Source organism: Leptotrichia buccalis C-1013-b (genome assembly GCF_000023905.1).
Lineage (GTDB): Bacteria > Fusobacteriota > Fusobacteriia > Fusobacteriales > Leptotrichiaceae > Leptotrichia > Leptotrichia buccalis.
Genome location: NC_013192.1, coordinates 584,208 through 605,597, shown reverse-complemented (window position 1 = coordinate 605,597; position 21,390 = coordinate 584,208). Strand labels below are relative to the sequence as shown.

General features: G+C 31.8%; 13 protein-coding genes, 2 tRNA genes and 1 pseudogene. 9 read left to right on the top strand and 7 right to left on the bottom strand.

The features are described from left to right. Window positions 1-56: 56 nt before the first annotated feature. Together LEBU_RS02830 and LEBU_RS02825 are read right to left on the bottom strand one after the other, a co-directional pair. Window positions 57-141: transfer RNA gene (locus LEBU_RS02830), tRNA-Leu, on the bottom strand. 85 nt (window positions 142-226) lie between these two features. Beyond that, window positions 227-311 (bottom strand) — tRNA-Leu (locus LEBU_RS02825). A gap of 172 nt (window positions 312-483) precedes the next feature. Here LEBU_RS02825 and LEBU_RS02820 point away from each other — a divergent pair. From LEBU_RS02820 to LEBU_RS02785, 8 genes are all read left to right on the top strand, one after another. Beyond that, complete coding sequence (locus tag LEBU_RS02820; RefSeq protein WP_012806648.1) at window positions 484-936, top strand: hypothetical protein; 453 nt, start codon at window positions 484-486, stop codon at window positions 934-936. Window positions 937-1,255: 319 nt separating this feature from the next. Beyond that, complete coding sequence (locus LEBU_RS02815) at window positions 1,256-2,248, top strand: ABC transporter ATP-binding protein (RefSeq protein ID WP_012806647.1); 993 nt, start codon at window positions 1,256-1,258, stop codon at window positions 2,246-2,248. A 616-nt stretch (window positions 2,249-2,864) separates the two neighbouring features. After that, window positions 2,865-3,827: an ATP-binding cassette domain-containing protein gene (locus tag LEBU_RS02810; RefSeq protein WP_012806646.1), complete on the top strand. Its 963-nt coding sequence runs from the start codon at window positions 2,865-2,867 to the stop codon at window positions 3,825-3,827. A gap of 3 nt (window positions 3,828-3,830) precedes the next feature. Beyond that, window positions 3,831-4,793 (top strand): oligopeptide ABC transporter permease, encoded by a 963-nt coding sequence (opp4B, locus tag LEBU_RS02805; protein WP_012806645.1) that lies wholly within the window; start codon window positions 3,831-3,833, stop codon window positions 4,791-4,793. An 11-nt stretch (window positions 4,794-4,804) separates the two neighbouring features. Further along, a complete protein-coding gene (locus LEBU_RS02800) occupies window positions 4,805-5,737 on the top strand; it encodes an ABC transporter permease (RefSeq protein ID WP_012806644.1) in 933 nt (310 codons plus the stop codon). Window positions 5,738-5,756: 19 nt separating this feature from the next. After that, the gene (locus LEBU_RS02795) at window positions 5,757-7,538 is read left to right on the top strand and encodes an oligopeptide ABC transporter substrate-binding protein (protein WP_012806643.1); all 1,782 of its coding nucleotides are present in this window, start codon (window positions 5,757-5,759) and stop codon (window positions 7,536-7,538) included. A 140-nt stretch (window positions 7,539-7,678) separates the two neighbouring features. Beyond that, on the top strand, window positions 7,679-9,838 hold the full coding sequence (locus LEBU_RS02790; RefSeq protein ID WP_012806642.1) for an AAA family ATPase: 2,160 nt from the start codon (window positions 7,679-7,681) through the stop codon (window positions 9,836-9,838). Window positions 9,839-10,144: 306 nt separating this feature from the next. Next, window positions 10,145-12,610 (top strand): glycogen/starch/alpha-glucan phosphorylase, encoded by a 2,466-nt coding sequence (locus LEBU_RS02785; protein WP_012806641.1) that lies wholly within the window; start codon window positions 10,145-10,147, stop codon window positions 12,608-12,610. 88 nt (window positions 12,611-12,698) lie between these two features. On the opposite strand, the gene LEBU_RS02780 is transcribed toward LEBU_RS02785, so the two are convergent. Continuing rightward, window positions 12,699-14,306 (bottom strand): PAS domain-containing protein, encoded by a 1,608-nt coding sequence (locus tag LEBU_RS02780; RefSeq protein ID WP_012806640.1) that lies wholly within the window; start codon window positions 14,304-14,306, stop codon window positions 12,699-12,701. A 294-nt stretch (window positions 14,307-14,600) separates the two neighbouring features. Here LEBU_RS02780 and LEBU_RS12425 point away from each other — a divergent pair, with 294 nt between their 5' ends. Next, window positions 14,601-15,593 carry an acyltransferase family protein gene (locus tag LEBU_RS12425; RefSeq protein ID WP_012806639.1) on the top strand — a complete coding sequence of 331 codons (993 nt, stop codon included), beginning with the start codon at window positions 14,601-14,603 and terminating at the stop codon, window positions 15,591-15,593. A gap of 58 nt (window positions 15,594-15,651) precedes the next feature. On the opposite strand, the gene LEBU_RS02770 is transcribed toward LEBU_RS12425, so the two are convergent. The 4 genes and pseudogenes from LEBU_RS02770 to LEBU_RS02755 form a co-directional block, all read right to left on the bottom strand. Next, the gene (locus tag LEBU_RS02770; protein ID WP_012806638.1) at window positions 15,652-16,647 is read right to left on the bottom strand and encodes a lipoate--protein ligase; all 996 of its coding nucleotides are present in this window, start codon (window positions 16,645-16,647) and stop codon (window positions 15,652-15,654) included. Window positions 16,648-16,684: 37 nt separating this feature from the next. After that, window positions 16,685-18,376, bottom strand: a complete 1,692-nt coding sequence (lpdA, locus tag LEBU_RS02765) for a dihydrolipoyl dehydrogenase (RefSeq protein ID WP_012806637.1) — start codon at window positions 18,374-18,376, stop codon at window positions 16,685-16,687. Window positions 18,377-18,486: 110 nt separating this feature from the next. Beyond that, a pseudogene (gene tnpB, locus LEBU_RS02760) lies at window positions 18,487-19,588 on the bottom strand (IS200/IS605 family element RNA-guided endonuclease TnpB). Window positions 19,589-20,312: 724 nt separating this feature from the next. Further along, the gene (locus tag LEBU_RS02755; RefSeq protein WP_012806636.1) at window positions 20,313-21,347 is read right to left on the bottom strand and encodes a dihydrolipoamide acetyltransferase; all 1,035 of its coding nucleotides are present in this window, start codon (window positions 21,345-21,347) and stop codon (window positions 20,313-20,315) included. Window positions 21,348-21,390: the final 43 nt, after the last annotated feature.

The following is a 21,390-nucleotide window of genomic DNA, read 5'->3' as shown; positions in this document are numbered from 1 at the left end:
TAACATTTCAAAGGTTACTAGAAATGATATTTTTTAATAATTTTAATTTAGGTAAATGGTGCGAATGACGGGAGTCGAACCCGTACGGCTACTGCCACTACTCTCTGAAAATAGCATGTCTACCAATTTCATCACACTCGCATAATTTAAGCTATTAGATTTGTTTGAAAAAGTATAATTTTTAAGAACTAAGATTTTTTATTTTAGAATTTATATTTATTTATAATGGTGCGAATGACGAGACTTGAACTCGTACGGCTACTGCCACTACCCCCTCAAGATAGCGTGTCTACCAATTCCACCACACTCGCACAAATTTAAATAAATACTTCGTTTTTTATTATACAAAGAAAATTTTAGAATGTCAATCAAAAAATGGATTTATTTACAACAAATGTATAAAGAATAAGGTATAATATTATTAACAGAAAAAGGGAAAAACTTATAAAAGCTCGCAAATAAAAATATAGAGGAGGAATTTCTATGAAAAAATTAATTATTATAGCTTTATTTTTTACTTCTATTTTAGGATTTACACAAACATTTTCTCGTGCAGGTATAGGTTCAGTAGACTTGCCAAGTGGTTTCGAATCAAGAGACGGAACTAATAATTATCAAAACTTTGAAAACAAAAATTTGAATATAAATGTAAAAATTTCTGTTTATCCTAGTACTGTTAATTTTGACAATATTTACAGTTCAGATAAAGGAACTTGGAAAGTAGATGATTCCAATACTACAAAAGCAACCTATGATTCCAAATCCAGAGAATATGTTTTTACTAATTATTCATCAGGTATTTCTATAATTACTATGTGTTTCATAGGATATAAAAAAAATAAATATTGTGTACAGATTTCACAACCTGCAAAAGATGTTTCCAAAAATTCTTCTTTAACTGAGCGCATACTGAAATCTTATACATATTATAAATAAATACGAAAGCTAATAATAAAAAATGGGACTGTCTTATAAGACTAATTTATGAAACAGTCTCATTTTTATTAATAAGTAGCTTTGAGAGTATCTTGGCACACAATAAAAATAGAATTATTGAAAATTTATCGCATAAGAATTATTAAGGACAAATTGAGAAAAATAAAAAATTACAGGTAAAAAAATAAAAAATATGTTACAATGTTATAGTAATCTTTCTTTAAAATTGAAAGAAAAAATTATGATAATTTTATGTTTGAATCATTTTTATCAATTTTGAAGTTGAATTTTAATAAAAATTTTATATAAGGAGAAAATTATGGAACAGACTGAAACACTAATCAGAATCAATAATCTTGTTACAAGTTTTCGGATAAAAGATGAATATTTTCCCGCTGTGGATAATGTTTCGCTGGAACTTAGAAGAAATGAGATATTAGCGATAGTGGGAGAGTCAGGATGTGGGAAAAGTACGCTTGCGACATCTATTATTGGACTGCATAATCCGATTAATACCAAATTGACAGGAGAAATCAATTTTGAAGGGAAAAATTTGGTAGAAATTGATGAGGAAGAATATAATAAAATTAGGGGAAATAAAATTGGCATGATATTTCAAGATCCTCTATCGGCTTTAAATCCGCTTATGAGAATAGGAGAACAAATTGAAGAGGGAATGATTTATCATACAAAATTGTCCAAAACTGAAAGAGAAGCCAGAATGCTGGAATTACTGGAGAATGTAGGAATAAAAAATCCAAAACGTGTAGCAAGGCAATTTCCACACGAATTATCTGGAGGAATGCGTCAAAGAGTAATGATTGCAATAGCGCTTTCCTGCAAACCTGAAATTATTATAGCCGATGAGCCGACAACAGCATTGGACGTTACAATACAGGCACAAATACTGGATTTGCTAAAAACTTTGCAAAGTGAAATAAATGCTGGGATTATACTGATTACACATGATTTGGGCGTCGTTGCCGAAATGGCGGACAGAGTGGCAGTAATGTACGCTGGAGAAATTGTAGAAATTGCAAACGTAAATGATTTGTTCAATAACCCAAAACATCCCTACACAAGATCTCTACTAAACTCAATTCCGCAACTTGACACAGAATCTGAAAAATTACACGTAATTCAAGGAATTGTTCCGTCATTGACTAAATTAACTAGAACAGGATGCCGTTTTTCTCAAAGAATCCCATGGATAAAGGAAAGTGAGCACGAAAAAAATCCAACATTACATGAAGTTGGAGAAAATCATTTTGTAAGATGTACTTGCTGGAAAAATTTTCATTTTGAAAAATAAATCATAGAGTTAACTTATTTTTAAAATTTTAATATAATAAATTTTTTGTTAATAAATATTTTTTCTGTATTTTCTTTTTTTATACATAAAGGGTGTTATTCGCCCCCCTTTACAATCCTGGCTTGTCTAAGCATTTTTTGAAAGCGAAATCTAAACTCGCTGTGTAAAACTTCGCTCACTTTCACAAATATAAAGTGAATTTAATTCTACAAACGGATTTATTATAGAAGTTATGACGAAAGAAACATATAAATATGTTTAGTTAATTTTATTTTCAAAAAATCATGACAATTTTTAGTTTAATTGATGCAAATAATCTAACTAAAATAAAAATTAAGCAAAATTTCGTTAAAGAAAAAATAACTGTCTGAGATTTTGGATTAAATTTTAAATTATATACAGTTATTAATGTTAAAATAATCTTAATTCAAAATCGAGTTTTATTTTTTCTTTATAAGAAAGTTTTGCGTAAAGCGGGAGTGCAGAGGTATGGCGTTTGATACCTCTGCGTTAAAAAAACTAAAAATATAAAAGAAAAAAATTATTAATTAAAATAAATTAAATATTTTAAAATTTAGGTTATTAAATAATATTAAAGAAGGGAATAAATAGAAATATGAGTTTTATTGAAGTGAAAGACTTGAAGGTTCATTATCCTATTCGTGGGGGCTTTTTCAATAAGGTAATTGATTACGTATATGCTGTAGACGGTGTCAATTTTACGATTGAGAAAGGGAAGACTTATGGACTTGTGGGAGAGTCGGGGTCTGGGAAGTCTACGATTGGCAAAGCGATAATTGGGCTGGAGAAGATAAAAAGTGGAAAGATTATTTATGAAGGTAAGGAAATTGATGGAAAATTTAGGAATAGAAGAAGTGAGTATAATAGGAATGTGCAGATGATTTTTCAAGATTCGTTGTCTAGCTTAAACCCTAAGAAAAGAGTGATTGACTTGATTTCTGAGCCTTTGAGAAATTTTGAGAATTTGACTTTAGATGAGGAAAAAAGGAAAGTATCGGAACTGCTGGAAATTGTAGGAATGAATAGGGAAGATATTTACAAATATCCTCATGAATTTTCTGGCGGACAGAGACAGAGGCTGGGAATTGCACGGGCTGTTGCGACAAAACCTAAGTTAATTATTGCGGATGAGCCTGTGTCGGCACTTGATTTGTCAGTTCAGGCACAAGTTTTGAATTATATGAAGGACATTCAGGAGCAGTTTGGACTAAGTTATCTTTTTATTTCCCACGATTTGGGAGTTGTAAAGCATATGTGCGATTATATGTTTATAATGTATCGTGGAAGGTTTGTGGAAACTGGGACAAAAAATGATATTTATAAAAATCCTGAACATTTTTACACAAAACGCCTAATTGCCGCAATTCCAGAAGTACATCCTGAAAAAAGGCTAAAGAATAAAAAAAGAAGGATAGAAATTGAAAAGGAATATTTGAAAAATGAAAAAAAATATTATGATGAAAATGGGCGTGTCTTTGATTTGAAAAAATTGACAGATACCCATTTTGTTGCTCTTAAAGATGAAATAGTGAAAAATAATGGAAAAGGGGGAAAATAATCAATGTGGAAAACAGTTTTACGAAGAATTCTGGTTATGATACCGCAATTATTTATACTTAGCCTATTAATCTTTGTTCTGGCAAAACTTATGCCGGGAGATCCGTTTACTGGGCTGATTACACCGCAGACTGATCCTGCGGCACTTGAAGAATTACGAAGAAAGGCAGGATTGCTGGATCCTTGGCATATTCAGTATGTAAGATGGTTAAAAAATGCCGTTTCTGGAAATTTGGGAATGAGCTATACTTATAATGTTCCTGTAAAGACGCTTATTGGGGAACGGGCAGTAAACACGTTTATTTTGTCACTGCTTAGCCTTATTTTGACATATTGTATTGCAATACCGCTTGGAATGCTTGCTGGACGTTATCAGAACTCATTTCTTGATAAATTTGTCACATTTTATAATTATGTAAGCTATGCGATTCCGACTTTTGTGCTTTCGCTTATAATGATTTGGTTTTTTGGATATACGCTTGGATGGTTTCCAACAACTGGATCTGTGACGGCTGGGCTTAGTACTGGCACTTTGGGACATATTTTGGACAGGATTTATCACATTATATTGCCTGCGGTTACGTATGCGTTGCTGGGAACAACTTGGATTGTGCAGTATTTGAGAAATGAAGTAATTGACGCTAAGAATCTGGATTATGTGAAAACGGCGAAAAGTAAGGGAGTGCCAGAAAATAAGGTTTATTCAAGACACATTTTCAGAAATTCGATTTTACCAATTGCAGCATTTTTTGGATATTCGATAACAGGGCTTCTAGGAGGTTCAATTTTTATTGAAAAAATATTCAGTTATCCTGGAATGGGAGGACTGTTTGTAAATTCAATTATAACACGGGATTACAGCGTTGTCACAGCATTAATACTGCTGTTTGGATTTTTAACATTGCTTGGAAGTTTGCTTTCAGACATTATTCTTAGTATTGTTGATCCTAGAATTAGAATAGAGTAGGTGGTGAAGGGATGTCTAATAATGAAATTTTAAAGGAAAATAACGAAAAAGTAGAAAATTTTGACGAAATTAAGAAAAGCGACAAACCGACTGGAATTAGTGTTATTGTAAGGGAGATTTTAAAGGACAAGCTGGCACTTGCTTCGCTTATTATTCTTATCATACTTTTTGGAATAATTTTTATTGGATCACTTTTTGCAAATCAGAAGGAAATTATGAAAATAAGCCTTCTGGATAAATATGCCATTCCTATGAAAGAGGGATTTTGGCTAGGCTCTGACTCTGGAGGGCGTTCAATATTGGGGCAGTTGATACTAGGTGCCAGAAATTCGATTATTATTGGTTTCACAATAACGATTTTAACATCAGGAATTGGAATATTTTTTGGACTTATTGCAGGATATTATGGGAAATGGGTGGATAATGTGATTATGAGGGTTATCGACTTTATTACAATTTTGCCTACACTTATGATAATTATTGTGTTTGTTACTATTGTTCCAAAGTACACTATAGCAACTTTTGTGCTAATAATGAGTGCATTTTACTGGGTTGGAGCAGCAAGGCTGATTAGAAGTAAGGCACTTGCCGAAAGTCAAAAAGATTATATTTTGGCTTCAAAGACTATGGGAACAAAGGATTTTACGATAATTTTCAGGGAAATACTACCTAATTTGAGTTCAATTATAATTGTGGAATTGACATTAGGATTTGCTGGAAATATTGGAATTGAAACAGGGCTTAGTTTTCTTGGCTTTGGATTGCCACTTTCGACTCCGAGCCTTGGGACTTTGGTTGGTTATGCAGCGGATCCAGAAGTATTGTCAACAAAATTATGGATTTGGCTCCCAGCGTCAATATTGATTTTAATTATGATGCTTTGTATCAATTATGTCGGACAGGCTTTAAACAGGGCGGCTGACGCAAAACAGAGAAGAGGATAAAATAAAAAAGGAGAACAGTATGAAAAAATGGAAATTAATAATCACGCTTCTTGTATTAATATTCGTAGTTTCGTGCAATCCTGGTAAAAAGAGAAGTGAAATGCCAGGTGCAAAACTAAATTTATCATTATTTCCAGAAAAAACGTCAAACAATGAGCCTGCGGTGGAAGGCGGAACTTTGCAAGTGGCGATAGTAAAGGATGATCCATTGGTTGGGGTTTTTAATGAAACATTTTATTCAGATGGCTATGATGGTGAGATTATCTCAATGTTTTTAAGTTCGAGTATATTTGAAGTGGATGAAAATTTTGAGATAACAGATACAGGACCTGCAACTCTTACAGTTGACGCAAAAAATAAAAAAGCTACAATAAAAATAAAAGATGGCATAAAATGGTCTGACGGACAGCCTCTAACAGCTGATGACATTATTTTCCCTTATGAAATTATAGGAAATAAAGATTATACAGGTGTGAGATATACTGAAGAAACTCAGAAAATTGTTGGGATGAAAGAATATCACGATGGGAAAGCCCAAAATATTTCAGGAATAAAAAAAATAGACGATAAAACGGTGGAAATTTCCTTTTTACAACTGGGACAAAGTATTTACACAGTTGCAAACGGTTTATCCGGAAATGCAATACCAAAACACTATTTAAAAGGTATTCCGATAAAGGACTTGATTTCATCGGATAAAATTAGGATAAAACCAGTAACATTGGGTCCATATAATTTGACAAAAGTTTCACGTGGAGAGAGTCTGGAATTTACGGCAAACCCGTATTATTACAAAGGAAAGCCGAAAATTGAAAAGGCAATAGTGCAAGTAGTAAATTCACAATCCATAGTGGCAGCATTAAAAGCTGGGAAATATGATTTTGTAATAAGCATGCCTGATTCTCTTTACAATAATTACAAAGATTTAAAAAACATAGAAACTTTGGGACAGCAGGATTTGTATTATTCGTATTTAGCCTTTAAATTGGGGCATTATGACAAGACTAAAGGGGAAAATGTGACAGATCCGAATGCCAAGATGTCAGATGTGAGATTACGTCAGGCTCTTGTATATGGGATAAATGTTGAGGAAATAGCACAGGCATTTTATTTTGGACTAAGGCAGCAAGCAACTTCGGCAATTCCTCCTGTTTTCAAAAAATATTTTCCAAAGGACTTGCAAGGTTATCCGTATAATCCTGAAAAAGCAAAACAGTTGCTGGATGAGGCAGGCTACAAGGATGTAAATGGCGATGGAATACGTGAAGATAAAAATGGAAAGCCTTTTGAAATAAAGATGGCATTTATGGCAGGAGGAGATGTGGCAGAGCCGCTTGCTCAAAATTATATTCAAAGCTGGAAAAAAATAGGGATAAAAGCTGTTCTTACATCTGGAAGATTGCTAGCTTTTCAGAATTTTTACAAAAAAGTGCAGGGAGATTCTAAAGATATAGATGTATTCTTTGGAGCATGGGGAGTTGGAACAAGTCTAGATCCAACTGGCTCAGCAGGAAGAAAATCCCAGCTTAACTTTTCACGTTTTGTTTCGGATGAAAACGATAGATTAATAGGTGAAATATTAGGAGAAAAATCACTGACAGTTCCAAATTATAAAGCAGAAGCATACAAAAACTGGCAAAAATACTACATTGGGCAAGCAGCAGAAGTTCCATTAATGTACAGATATAAACTTTATCCAGTAAATAAAAGGCTAAAAAATGTGTACATTGGATATGATTCATCAAAAAAAGATGAGGGAATTCATAAGTGGGAATTAACGGCAATTACACCAATGAGATAGATTTTTGAATTTTATAATAAAATTATTAGAAACCTCATAATTATGGTTTTAGTTCTTGACTTACATAATAATTAAGAGTAAACTTAAAGCAACAAACAATAAAATTATTTAAAATTTATAAAAAAGTGAGGTAGTAATTTATGAGTAGAGATTTTAACAGTATGGATGATCTTTTTAATTCGTTAATGGGAGGAATGAGAGGTTTTAATTCTGAAAATCGCCGTTATCTGATAAACGGAAGAGAAGTTACACCTGAAGAATTTGCACAATATCGTGCAACGGGACAATTGCCAATAAATAATGAAATGCAGACTCAAGCATCTCAAGGGCAAAATGTTAAACAAGATGGAATTCTTGCAAAACTTGGACGTAATCTTACACAGGAAGCTCGTGATGGAAAACTAGATCCAGTTATAGGACGTAACAAGGAAATTCAGGAAACCTCGGAAATTCTTTCACGTCGTACAAAAAATAATCCAGTTCTTGTAGGTGATGCAGGTGTTGGGAAAACAGCTGTTGTAGAAGGACTAGCTCAAGCCATTGTAAATGGGGATGTTCCTGCCGCTATTAAAAATAAGGAAATTATTTCAATTGATATTTCGGGACTTGAAGCAGGCACACAGTATCGTGGAAGTTTTGAGGAAAATATTCAGAATCTTTTGAAGGAAGTAAAGGAACTTGGAAATGTTATACTCTTCTTTGATGAAATTCATCAGATTTTAGGTGCAGGAAATACTGGAGATGGTGGTTCTAAAGGGCTTGCCGACATTTTAAAACCTGCTCTTTCACGTGGGGAACTGACAGTTATTGGAGCAACTACTCAAGATGAATACCGTAATACAATATTAAAAAATGCCGCACTTGCACGTCGTTTCAATGAAGTGAAAGTAAATGCTCCATCAGCGGAAGACACATATAAAATACTTCAAGGAATTCGTAATTTATATGAAAAACATCACAATGTAATTTTACCTGATAATGTTTTAAAAGCAGCAGTTGATTTCTCAATACAATATATTCCACAACGTAGCTTGCCAGATAAAGCAATTGATTTAATTGATGTGACGGCAGCACATTTGGCTGCTCAACATCCTGTAACGGATGTTCATGCAGTAGAACATCAAATTGAAGAACAGAAAGTAAAACAAGCTGAGGCAGTAAAATCTGAAGATTATGAAGCTGCACTTAATGCAAAAAATCGTATTGAGGAATTAGAAAATAAAATAAAAAATCATACTGAAGATATGAAAGTTACAGCAACAATAAATGATGTGGCTGAATCTGTAGAAAGAATGACAGGAATTCCCGTTTCTCAAATGGGAGCAAGTGATATTGAACGTCTAAAAGGAATGAACAAACGTCTAAAAGCAAAAGTTATCGGTCAGGATAAAGCAGTTGAAGCAGTTGCGCGTGCAATTCGTCGTAACCGTGCAGGATTTGACGAAGGTAACCGTCCAATTGGAAGTTTTCTTTTTGTAGGTCCTACAGGTGTCGGGAAAACTGAACTTGCAAAACAACTAGCACTTGATATGTTTGGAACTAAGGATGCTATTATTAGATTAGATATGTCAGAATATTCTGATAGAACTGCAGTTTCAAAACTTATTGGAACAACGGCTGGATATGTTGGATATGATGACAATAATAATACTTTGACTGAAAGAGTACGTCGTAATCCTTATTCAATTATTCTTTTGGATGAAATTGAAAAAGCTGATCCGCAAGTTATAACGCTTCTTTTACAAGTATTAGATGATGGACGTTTAACTGATGGACAGGGAAATACTGTAAATTTTAAAAATACTGTAATTATAGCTACTTCAAATGCTGGATTTGGATATGAAAAAGGACTTGTTGAGAATGCAGACAAACAGGAAATTATAGAAAGATTGAAACCATACTTCCGTCCAGAATTTTTAAATCGGTTCAATGCTGTGATTGAATTTTCGCATCTTAATAAAAAAGACTTATCACAAATTGTTGATTTAATGCTTATTGAAGTAAATAAAACTCTTTCTAAAAAAGAAATTGATTTAGCTGTATCTGATGCAGCAAAAGAATTTTTGACAGAAGAAGGATATGATGAAGTTATGGGAGTACGTCCGCTACGTCGTGTAATTGAACAGCAAATACGTGATAATGTGACTGATTTCCATCTTGAAAACCTTGATGCAAAACATCTTGTTGCTGATTTGGAAGATGGTATTTTGGTTATTAAGGAAAAATCAGAAACAGATAAGAAAACTGAAGAAAAAAAAGTGTCTAAAAATAAAAAATCTTCAAAAAAAGATACTGAATAGTTGATAATTTAAAGTTTAATACGTAAGAAATAAAGACTCTAACTAAAATTACTTGGTTAGAGTTTTTTTGCAAGGAAAGCAAATTTATCTTTTTTTACTTAACGTATTGTTTATATAAGAAAGTTTTATTTTATAAGAGTAAGTCAAAAAAGGCGATTTAACTGAATAATATTAAGAATAAAGTTTAGAATATTCATTATACAAAATTAAGATAACGGCTAAATGATATTAATTTTAATAAAAAGTATTGAAATAATGCTGAAAAAGTGGTAAAGTGAAGTGAAAATAAAATATTTAGGAGGAAATATGAAAATTGACAAAGCTGAATTAAAGGACAATATTCTTAGGGAACTGAGAAGGCAATATGGAAAAACTCTTGAAGAAGCTCATGAATTTGAGTTATATAATGCGATTTCAAAAGTAGCTTTGGATTACGCAATGGAAAAATGGTACAATACTAAAAAGACTTATGCTAAAAAACAGGTAAAGCAAATGTACTATTTTTCAGCAGAATTCCTAATGGGAAGATTTTTGGGGAATAATCTGATTAATTTGCAAATTAATGACGTTATAAAAGAAACATTGAATGAATTAGGCGTAGATATTAACAAAATTGAAGATCGTGAGATGGATGCAGGACTTGGAAATGGAGGACTTGGAAGACTTGCCGCATGTTTTCTTGATTCCCTTGCAACATTATCATTACCAGGGCATGGATACGGACTTAGATACAAATACGGAATGTTTGAGCAAAAAATTGAAAATGGATTCCAGATGGAATATCCAGATGACTGGACAAAATATGGTGACCCTTGGTCAATTAAAAGAATGGACAGAGTATTTGAAGTAAAATTTGGAGGACAAATTGAAGTTCATCGTGACGAATTTGGAAAAGAATACTTTAAACGTGTAAATACTGAAACAGTTCACGCTGTGGCTTACGATGTTCCTGTTATCGGTTATGGAAACGATACTGTAAATACACTGAGATTATGGGAAGCGAGATCGCCTGAAGGATTTGACTTAAAATTGTTTAATGACCAGACTTATTTACAGGCTTCTGCAAAAGCAGTACAGGCTGAAGATATTTCAAGAGTATTATATCCGAATGATACTGAAAAAGACGGAAAACAATTAAGATTAAAACAGCAATTCTTCTTTACATCAGCTTCATTGCAAGATATTATAAGAAGATATAAATCTGTATTTGGAAATGATTTTTCTAAATTTGCAGATAAAGTTGCAATTCAATTAAATGACACTCACCCAGTAGTTGCAATTCCTGAATTGATGAGAATTTTCTTGGATAAAGAAAAATTAGGATGGGATGAAGCTTGGAACATTTGTAAAAATGTATTTGCTTACACAAACCATACAATCTTGTCAGAAGCTTTGGAAAAATGGGATATTTCATTATTCCAGCCATTATTGCCAAGAGCTTATCAAATTATTGAAGAAATTAACAGAAGATTCGTTGCAGAATTACAGGAAAAATATCCTGGAGATTGGGAAAGAATTAATAAAATGTCAATCATTGGAAATGGACAAGTTAGAATGGCATGGCTTGCAATAGTAGGTTCACACAAAGTAAACGGAGTTGCGGCACTACATACTGAAATTCTTAAAAACATCGAATTAAAAGAATGGAACGAATTATATCCTGAAAAATTCCTAAATAAAACAAACGGAATTACTCAAAGAAGATGGCTATTAAAAGCAAATCCTGAATTAGCAGCACTAATTACAGAATTAATCGGAGACAAATGGATTACAAACTTATACGAACTTAAAAAATTGGAGCAATACTTGGATGATGACAACATATTAAACAGAGTTTCTGAAATTAAGCTTCATAATAAAGAAAAATTAGCTAAATATATTAAAGATACAACAGGAATTGAAGTAAATCCTAACTCTATCTTTGATATTCAAGTAAAAAGATTACACGAATATAAGAGACAATTATTAAATGTACTTCATATTATGGACTTGTACAATAGATTAAAAGAAAATCCATATTTGGATGTTGAACCAAGAACATTTATATTTGGAGCAAAATCAGCAGCTGGATATAGACGTGCAAAAGGAATTATCAAATTAATCAATGCCGTTGCAGAAAAAGTAAATAACGACAGCGACATTAACGGAAAAATCAAAGTTGTATTCCTTGAAAACTACAGAGTTTCACTTGCAGAAAAAATATTCCCATCAGCAGATGTATCAGAACAAATTTCTACAGCAAGTAAAGAAGCATCTGGAACTGGTAATATGAAATTTATGCTAAACGGTGCATTAACTCTTGGAACAATGGATGGAGCAAATGTGGAAATTGTTGAAGAAGTTGGACTTGAGAATGCCTTTATCTTTGGACTTTCTGCACAGGAAGTTGAAAATTATCAAGCACATGGAGGGTACAATCCATTTGACGAATATAACAGCGTGGAAGGGCTTAAAAAAGTTGTGGATCAGTTAGGTGACGGAACTTATGACGATAATCATACAGGAATCTTCAGAGAACTACAAAATTCATTGTTATACGGAGTAGATGGTTCTCGTCCAGATGTGTATTTCCTATTAAAAGATTTCGCATCGTACAGAGAAGCTCAAGATAGACTTCAAAATGCTTTCAAAGATAGAAGAGAATGGACTAGAAAAGCTCTTAAAAATATTGCAAATGCAGGTAAATTCAGTTCAGATAGAACGATTGCTGAATATGCGAAAGAAATTTGGAATATTGAGCCAGTTCAAGTACAAGATTATATTGAAAGTTAATCAGGAAATATCTAAATAAAATTTAATAACAAAAAAGACTATTTCTAATAAAATAATTATTGAAGTAGTCTTTTTTATATTCTAGATTTTATTTATTTTCTTCTTCATCAATTTTAGCTTCAATCATCATAATCAAATAATCAAGTTCCAGTTCCCCACGCATTGCAATCATTTGGAGAGTCGCTATTTTAGACATCATCATATATTGAATAGGATCTAAAAGTCTTTTGTATTCAGGAGAGATTAATGGCATATATTCTTTAATATATGGATATTTTTTTACAATATCTCCTATTACTGTTTTTCCAGTAAAATTATATTTGCTTTTAAATTCATTTTTATTTTCTTCATAGTTTTCTTGTTTTTCTTGTTTTCCTTCTGATTCCCAAGTTACTAGTTTTCTTTCACCTGTTAGGCTTCTTATTCTTGTAACATCCTGCATCATTTCCAGCACACCTTTAAATACGCCATTTTCATCTCTTACGGCAACATAGTAAATGTAAATGAATTTCCCACGCATTTCCAGCCAGAAGTCAATTTCATCTTGTTTTCCACTTCTAAAGTTATCAATTATTTCAAGTACAGAACTTACACTTTCTCTTGGGTGGCAATTTTTCACATCACGTCCAATTACTCCAGCACTTCTTGGGAAAACTCTATGTTTTGTATCTGTGTAGAATTTTACAATTTCATTTTCATCTACGAAAGAAAGGTCTACAGGCATATGCTGAAAAATCAGATTAATTTGCTCAAGTGTCAATTTTCCTTGTTTTACATCAAAAACTTCGTTTTCTTCCTTTTGATTTCCCATATTATATTTTGCCATAAGGGTTGCTAGATCATTCATAAAGTTTCCAGCTGATTGAGTATTTTGAACAATATTCTGAGCTTCTGAGATATTATGCTCTGAATTTGAAGCTAAAGTATCATTTAATTGCTCCGAATTTTCAGGGTAGAAGCCTTTAGGCTTTTCAATAAGGAAGTAGCCGATTTCATCATCTCCAGCACGCATCGCTTTAAATTCATCTTCACTTATCATTTTCATTGATGTTGGAAATAGCACTTCTTCTTCCTTGTGCATAATATCCAGTGTCAATTCCCACACATTTTCCTGTTTTTCCAAAAATTCTTCAATTTTGTCATTCTCTAAAAGTTTTCTCGCTTCACTTATACTATCTCGAACTCCATTATCAAAGCTCCACATTATTCTCGACGGTCTGTCAAATCCTTTACTTTCCAAAATTGAAAAAAGCTGGTGCTGTTTTCTTGCCAGATGCGTCGGATTGAATTGCGACAGTTTATCATAAAATTCTAGCCATTTATTTTTAATAAATTTTTTCCCGTATTCTTCTTTCATTTCCGCAATTAACTTTCTAGCCGCCTTATTTTCCAGAATATATGTATTTATTGGATGTCCTTCAGGTAAAGTAAACTCATCTTTTACAATAATATCTTCAAAAAGCCCCAAAACATCATTCATTTTATTGTGAACAGTATTATCATCAAATCCCAGTTCCTTAATTTTCTGCTCTGAATAAGCAAATTCACTTGCTGTCATTTTGTCGAAATTTTCTCTTACAAGTTTCTTTGTAGTTTCAAAATCAGTTTTTCCTTCAATATAATCTTTCTTAATTTGTGTCATTTTCTCTATTTTTTCAAAATCTAGATTCAAATATTTTTTCATATCTCCTGCCATAATAATCACCTTTTCCTTTTCAACTTATATTTTCAAAAAATACTTTGGTTTTCAAAATTATTTTATCATATTTTGTATAAAAAAGGTGTATCATTTATTACGTTTCTAATAAATATTTTTCCATTACAGTGAAATCTTTTCAAAATCATAATAATTTAAAATTTTAATAAAATTTGATTTTTATTGATTTAATATTAAATAAATCTAATTATCTTTTAAAAAAATTAATGAAATTTAATTGTAAATATGATATAATGCAATCATATATTTTAAAAAGAGAGAGAGTGATTACGGGTGATTATAAAAAAATATAATCAATTTGAGATTTTTAGGTTTATCGGAGCATTATCAGTACTTTATTATCATGCTACAGTGCATTCTTCATTTTCTTTGGGAAAAATTCCATTTTTATTAGAACATGGGATTGCTTGGGTATTTTTCTTTTTTTTACTTTCAGGATTTCTTTTAACATACGTTTACTCAAATAAGAATCTTGATACTCAAATTTTTTACAAGACCAGATTTTTTAAATTTTATCCTGTCTACCTTTTATCACTCATACTAACACTAAAATTTAAAGGAACAATTATATATAATATGCTTCTGGTACAGTCATGGATTTTTAACAGATCACTAAGTTACAATTCATCTGCGTGGTATCTTTCTGTACTAGCTTTTTTACTTTTATTATTTCCAGCATTATTACAATTTAAAAAAAATAAATATTTTGTATATTTTGTATTAATCATCAATTTGTACGTCTATTATTTTTTCAATTATCTTTTCAAGCTAAATTCTAACAGTGGAACAGTCCTTGAATTTATAAAATACAATCCTCTTATGTACATTAGCACTTTTACACTCGGTATGTTGCTTTATGATAAAATAAAAAATATTAAAAAAAGAAATATTTATTCATTTTTTACAATAATTTACATTATATTTTTGTTATTTGCTCCATATAATAAGTTTCTGCCGTATAATTCTACTGTTATTTCCCTGTCTTTTATACCTTTAATCGTATTCCTATATTTGGATAATGGATTTTTCAGTAAATTTTTGGGAAATAAAATCTTTATTTACCTTGGAAGCATAAGTTACTCAATATATATTTTGCATAGACCATTGTATATTTTATTTGAAAAATTTATAGGAGAAATACGAACTCACGCAGATTTTGCAATTTATTTTTTAATAGTATTCTTTGTTTCAAATTTGACTAAATATTTTATTGAAAATAAATTTTATCAATATTTATGTAAAAAATATTTAAATAAGGCTGTTTAGTCTTATTTTTTTTTAGAAAAAAGGCACTCTGTCTCCAAAGTGCCTACTTTATTAATTATTATCCAACAATAACTTCCACAACTTCATCTACCGTAAATCTAGAAAAATACTCCTCAATATCAACTGTTTCCAGTTTTTCTTTCACAGCTTCCCTTGTATATTTCGTATCTTTCAATAAATTTTCAATTTCACTCAAATCTTCATTTTTTCCAAAGAAATCTCCATAAAATTTGATATTTTTAATTCTGGAATTTTCTACTGTGGCAAAAATTTGGATTTTTCCATTTGTGAAACGTTTTTCACGAGTTATATTGAATTCTGGAGAAGTTCCATAAATCCATTCCCAGTTTCTATGTTTCTTTTCTGCATTTTCTTCAATTATTTTTAACTCTTCTGGAGTAAATTTGTATTCTTCCATTTCTGGATAATGTTTTTTCATGTACTCCATTATTTTTTCACCAAATTCGTTTACTGTGATTGGCTGTTTCAAATGAGGAAGAATATTTGTAACACGGCTTCTTACTGATTTTACACCTTTTGATTCAATTTTATCCTTTGAAACTTTTAATGCATTTCCCAATTCTCCAAAATTTACATCAAATAATAGACAGCCATGGTGCATTACACGTCCTTTTATATACGCCTGAGCGTTTCCACAAAACTTCTGTCCATCTATTTCCAAGTCATTTCTACCTGTAAATTCCGCTTTTACACCCAATTCTGCCAGAGTTTCTATAATTGGCTTTGAAAATTCCTTAAAGTTAAAGCCTTCCTTGTCCTCCTGCTTATTGGAAATAATCGTGTAGTTTAAATTGTTTAAATCGTGGTAAACTGCACCTCCGCCAGAAATTCTACGAACAACGTGGATTCCCTTTTCACGTGTATATTCCGTATTTATCTCTTCAATTGTATTCTGATATTTTCCCACAACAATTGTTGGCTCATTTATCCAAAGTAAAAATATTTCATCAATGTCACGTAGCTGTTTAAAGCAGTATTCTTCTAAAGCAATGTTAAATGCTGGGTCATTCGATTTATTAACATAGTATTTCATATATTTAAAATTCCCTTCAAAATTTTAGTTTTTACTATTATTTCCTTTTTTTAGGCAAATGAATTGCTTCATCAAGTGCGTCTGCACATGCTTCAAATAAGGCTTCTGAATAAGTTGGATGAGCATAAATTGTTTTGATTACTTCATCTACTGTAATTTCCATCGCCATAAGCCCTGACGCTTCGTTAATAATTTCCGCAGCCGAAGGCCCTACAATATGCACTCCTAAAATTTCTCCATATTTCTTATCTGTAATAACTTTTACAAATCCTGCTGTTTCTCCAGATGCTAATGCTCTTCCATTTGCTGCAAACTGGAATTTACCAACTTTGATGTCGTATTTTTCTTTTGCTTCTTCTTCTGTAAGTCCAACCATTGCCACTTCTGGTACTGTGTATATTGCCGATGGAGTTGTTTCAAGTCTGATTTCTCTGTGATTTCCTTGAACCGCATTTTCAGCCGCAACTTCTCCCATTCTAAACGCTGCATGAGCAAGCATCTTAATTCCGTTTATATCTCCAGGCGCATAAATTCCTGATATACTTGTTTCCATGTATTTATCAACTTTGATTTTCCCTTTTTCCATTTCCAGTTCAAGCTCTCCAACAGCTTCCAAGTCAGGTACTCTTCCTATTGACAATAACGCTTTTTCAGAAACAATGTCATCATGTCCATCAACTTTAATTGTTAAATTATGTCCATCATCAAAAATTTCCTTAATTTGTGTGGAAGTCAATATTTTCATACCTTTCTTCTCAAGCTCTTTTCTAAGTACAACTGAAGATTCTCTGTCTACTCCTGGCACAATTCTGTCCATCATTTCCACAACTGTAACTTCACTTCCAAATGATAAAAATACTTGTCCAAGCTCAATTCCTACAACTCCTCCACCAATTACAGTAAGTGATTTTGGAATTTGCTGTAAATCTAAAATATCGTCACTTGTAAGCACTTTTTTACTTTCAATTCCTGGAATATTAATTTTTCCAACTTTTGAACCACCAGCCAAGATAATTTTATCAGCTCGTAAAACAGTTTCTCCATTTACAACGACATCTTTATCCTTGTTGATTTTTCCGATTCCATTATACATTTTGATTTCATTGCTTTTCAGAAGTCCTCTCACACCATTTGTCAATGTTTTTACAATATCATTTTTTAACTGTACAACTTTTGGCATATCAATTGTGTATTTTTCACTTTCCAAAATAATTCCTCTTTTGCCTGCCATTTCGATACCTTCGATAATTTCAGCATTTTTAAGAAACGTTTTTGTAGGAATACATCCTTTGTTCAGGCAAGTTCCACCAAATTCACTTTTTTCCACAACTGCCACTTTTGCACCAAGCTGAGCTGCACGAATTGCCGCTACATATCCAGCAGGCCCTCCACCGATTACAACAATATCAAATTCATCTTCTGCTTTTTCTTTTTTAGGTTCGCTAGCCGCAGCCACTTTTTCAGGTACTGATTGAGAAGCTGTATTTTCTAGTGCTGGACTTGCCGAACCTGCTTCTGGAGCCACTTCTCCTTCTGCACCAATATATCCGATAATTTCTGTAACAGGTACAGTTTCTCCATCTCCTTTTACTATTTTTATCAAGTATCCTGATTCTTCTGCTTCCAGTTCCATACTTGTCTTATCTGTCATTATTTCAAGTAAAATTTCCCCTTCTTCTACCTTTTCCCCTTCTTTTTTATTCCATTTTATAATCTGCCCTTCCGTCATCTGAACCTCCCACTCCTTACGTTGCAGGATTCTTGGGTAATAGTTACTTTTGTTAGCCAACTAAATTTACCAAGCTATCCCCATAGTTCCTATGGTTCATATATTTTTACTTAAGCCTCTAGTATTCTTAATCCTTCCTTTAATATGTTTTTCGCTGCATTTACATCTCTATTGTGGCTGGTGTTACATTCTGGACAAGTCCATTTTCTTATGCTTAAGTCTTTTACTTTTTTATTTTTATATCCACAACAGTTACAAATCTGACTACTTGCAAAAAATTTATCAACTTTCGCTATTTCTCTTCCATACCAGCTTGCTTTTATATTCTAACATTCTAGTAAACTCACTCCACGATACATCTAATATGTTTCTCGCCAATTTATGATTTTTTACCATATTTTTAACTTGCAAATTTTCTATACAAATTGTATCATTTTCTTTTATTAGTTTTGTTGATAATTTTTGTAAAAAGTCTTTTCTTTGGTTTGCTATTCTTTCATAACATTTTGCCACTTTTATTCTAGCCTTATTCCTATTTGAACTACCATTTGTTTTTCGTGACAGTCTTTTTTGAAATAATACCAGTTTTTCAAAAGATTTCTGCAAATATTTTGAATTTTCTATTGTGGTTTCATCACTTGTTACAGCAAAATTTTTTATTCCTAAATCTATTCCAATTTCTTTATTTGAAGTTTTTAGATTTTCAATTTTAACATCTGTACAACACAAAGAAATATAGTATTTCCCACTAGGTTCTTGAGATATTGTCGCATTCAATATTCTACCTTGTGGTTTAAAATTTTTATCTCTTATCTTTAATTTTCCTAATTTAGGAACTTTTATCCATTTATCCAAAAAATCAATATTATTATTAGTATAACTAGTTCTATATGATTTTCTATTATCTTTCTTAGATTTAAACTTTGGATAACCATTTCCACTAAAAAAGTTTTTATAAGCTCTATCTAAATCTCTTAAAGAATTTTGTAAAGAATATTTATCAACTTCTTTTAACCATTCTTTTTTCTGCTTTAAAATTGTCAATTCTTTACTACATTTGTTGAATGACATTGATTTCTTTTCAGTTTCATACAGTTTTTGTTTTAAATCTAAAAAATAATTATAAATATATCTCACACATCCAAAAGTTTTACTTAACTTTTCTATTTGTATTTTAGTTGGATAAAATCTAAATTTATACGCTTTTTCCAAGTGATTTCACCTCCTTTGATTTTGAATATATTATATCATTTTTTACATTCAAAACAAAGGAAAAAGTAAAATATATGAACCTGAAACTTTAGTCGTTTTAGAGGTTGTCGTTCACACAAATTCGCTACTTTTTGTGCAGTTCTCCTATGAACTTCTTATACTTTCGCATAAGCACAGACTATATCTTATCCCACAGCTCTACCTGTTTGGGTCTGCCCACTTCCACCAGCTTTGGTGTACTTCCCTCAGGAGGAATAGTCGTTGAACCTTACCTTTCGGTCTTGGCTGCTGATTGCCCATTTATATTAACACTTAGGGTTTAACCTTATGTCATCTAGTATATTTTTTCTTCTTTCGACACTTTCACACTTATATCTAACTAGATATTATGTTGTAGTTATACTAGCTTTAGGGGTTTCCAGCAATTCGAGCAGTATTGGATAACTTTTTATTGCTACCGCTACATACATATTTCTATATATACTGACTATACTTAAGGGTCTAACTCATTTCTTATGACACGAGTATATGACCATATTTTTAATCAATTCCAGCTTTAGGCATTATTACTTCAGTAGCCATTTATTTTCCTCCTTATATAATTTTTTACAATGAATTAAAAATCCTTGTTATTACTATTTAATAATAAGTATCATAAAAAGTTTATTTGTTTTCTTATTTTATTTTTTATAACTTTGAAAAATATAATAAAAATTTTAAAATATTAAATTAACAAAGCGATTGGATTTTCCAAAGCATTTTTCAAGTCTTGCATAAATTTAGCTCCCGCAAGTCCATCTACCACTCTGTGATCAATTGTAAGTGTCAAAGTCATCATTGGACGAACTGTAATTTCGCCATTTACAACAACTGGCTTTTCAACTGTGGAAGAAACTCCTAAAATTGCTGAATTTGGCTGATTTATTATTGGATTAAAGCTTTGCACTCCAAACATTCCAAGATTACTGATTGTAAACGTGCTTCCAGTTTGCTCATCAGGTGTCAGCTTCATATCTAGCGCTTTTTTCACTATTTTCTTAGATTCAACAACTAGCTCGCTAAGTGTCATTTTATCAGCGCCTTTTACAACAGGCACAAGAAGTCCACCATCAAATCCTACTGCAATCGCCAAGTTTACATAATTATGCAGAATAATTTGTGTCCCATCTTCTGACAGACTTGAATTTACAAATTTGTGCTTCAATAAAGTTTTGATTACTGCAAACGAAATAATATCTGTTATTGTAATTTTCTTTCCTGTACTTTCCAAAATTGTATCAAGTATTTTCTTTCTTAATGCAATAGCTTCTGTCATGTCAATTTCATAATTAAGTGCAAATGTAGGTGCAGTCAGGTAACTTTCCGTCATACGTTTTGAAATAACTTTTCTCATTGCCGTCATCGGCACGATTTCTATATCTTGCTGTGCGACTGCTTTTTCTTCTGCAACAACAGCCTTTTCATGTCTTGCCAAGTCTTCTGTTTCCTGTGGCTTAGCAATCAATTTCAAAATATCATCCCGCATTATTTTCCCATTATGCCCTGTTCCAACAACATTTTCAAGTTCAATGTTATGATCTAATGCTATTTTTCTAGCAAGTGGCGATATTCTTATTTGTTTTTCAAATTTAAATGTTTCCACATCTTCCTTATGAATACGTCCATTAGCTCCACTGCCTTTTACATGAAACAGATCAAGTCCCATCTGCTGCGCTAATTTACGTGCTGCAGGAGTCGCTCTTAACTCATTATTTTCCATAGCTTTTTCCTTTCTATATTATTTTCTTTTTTATATTATTTTT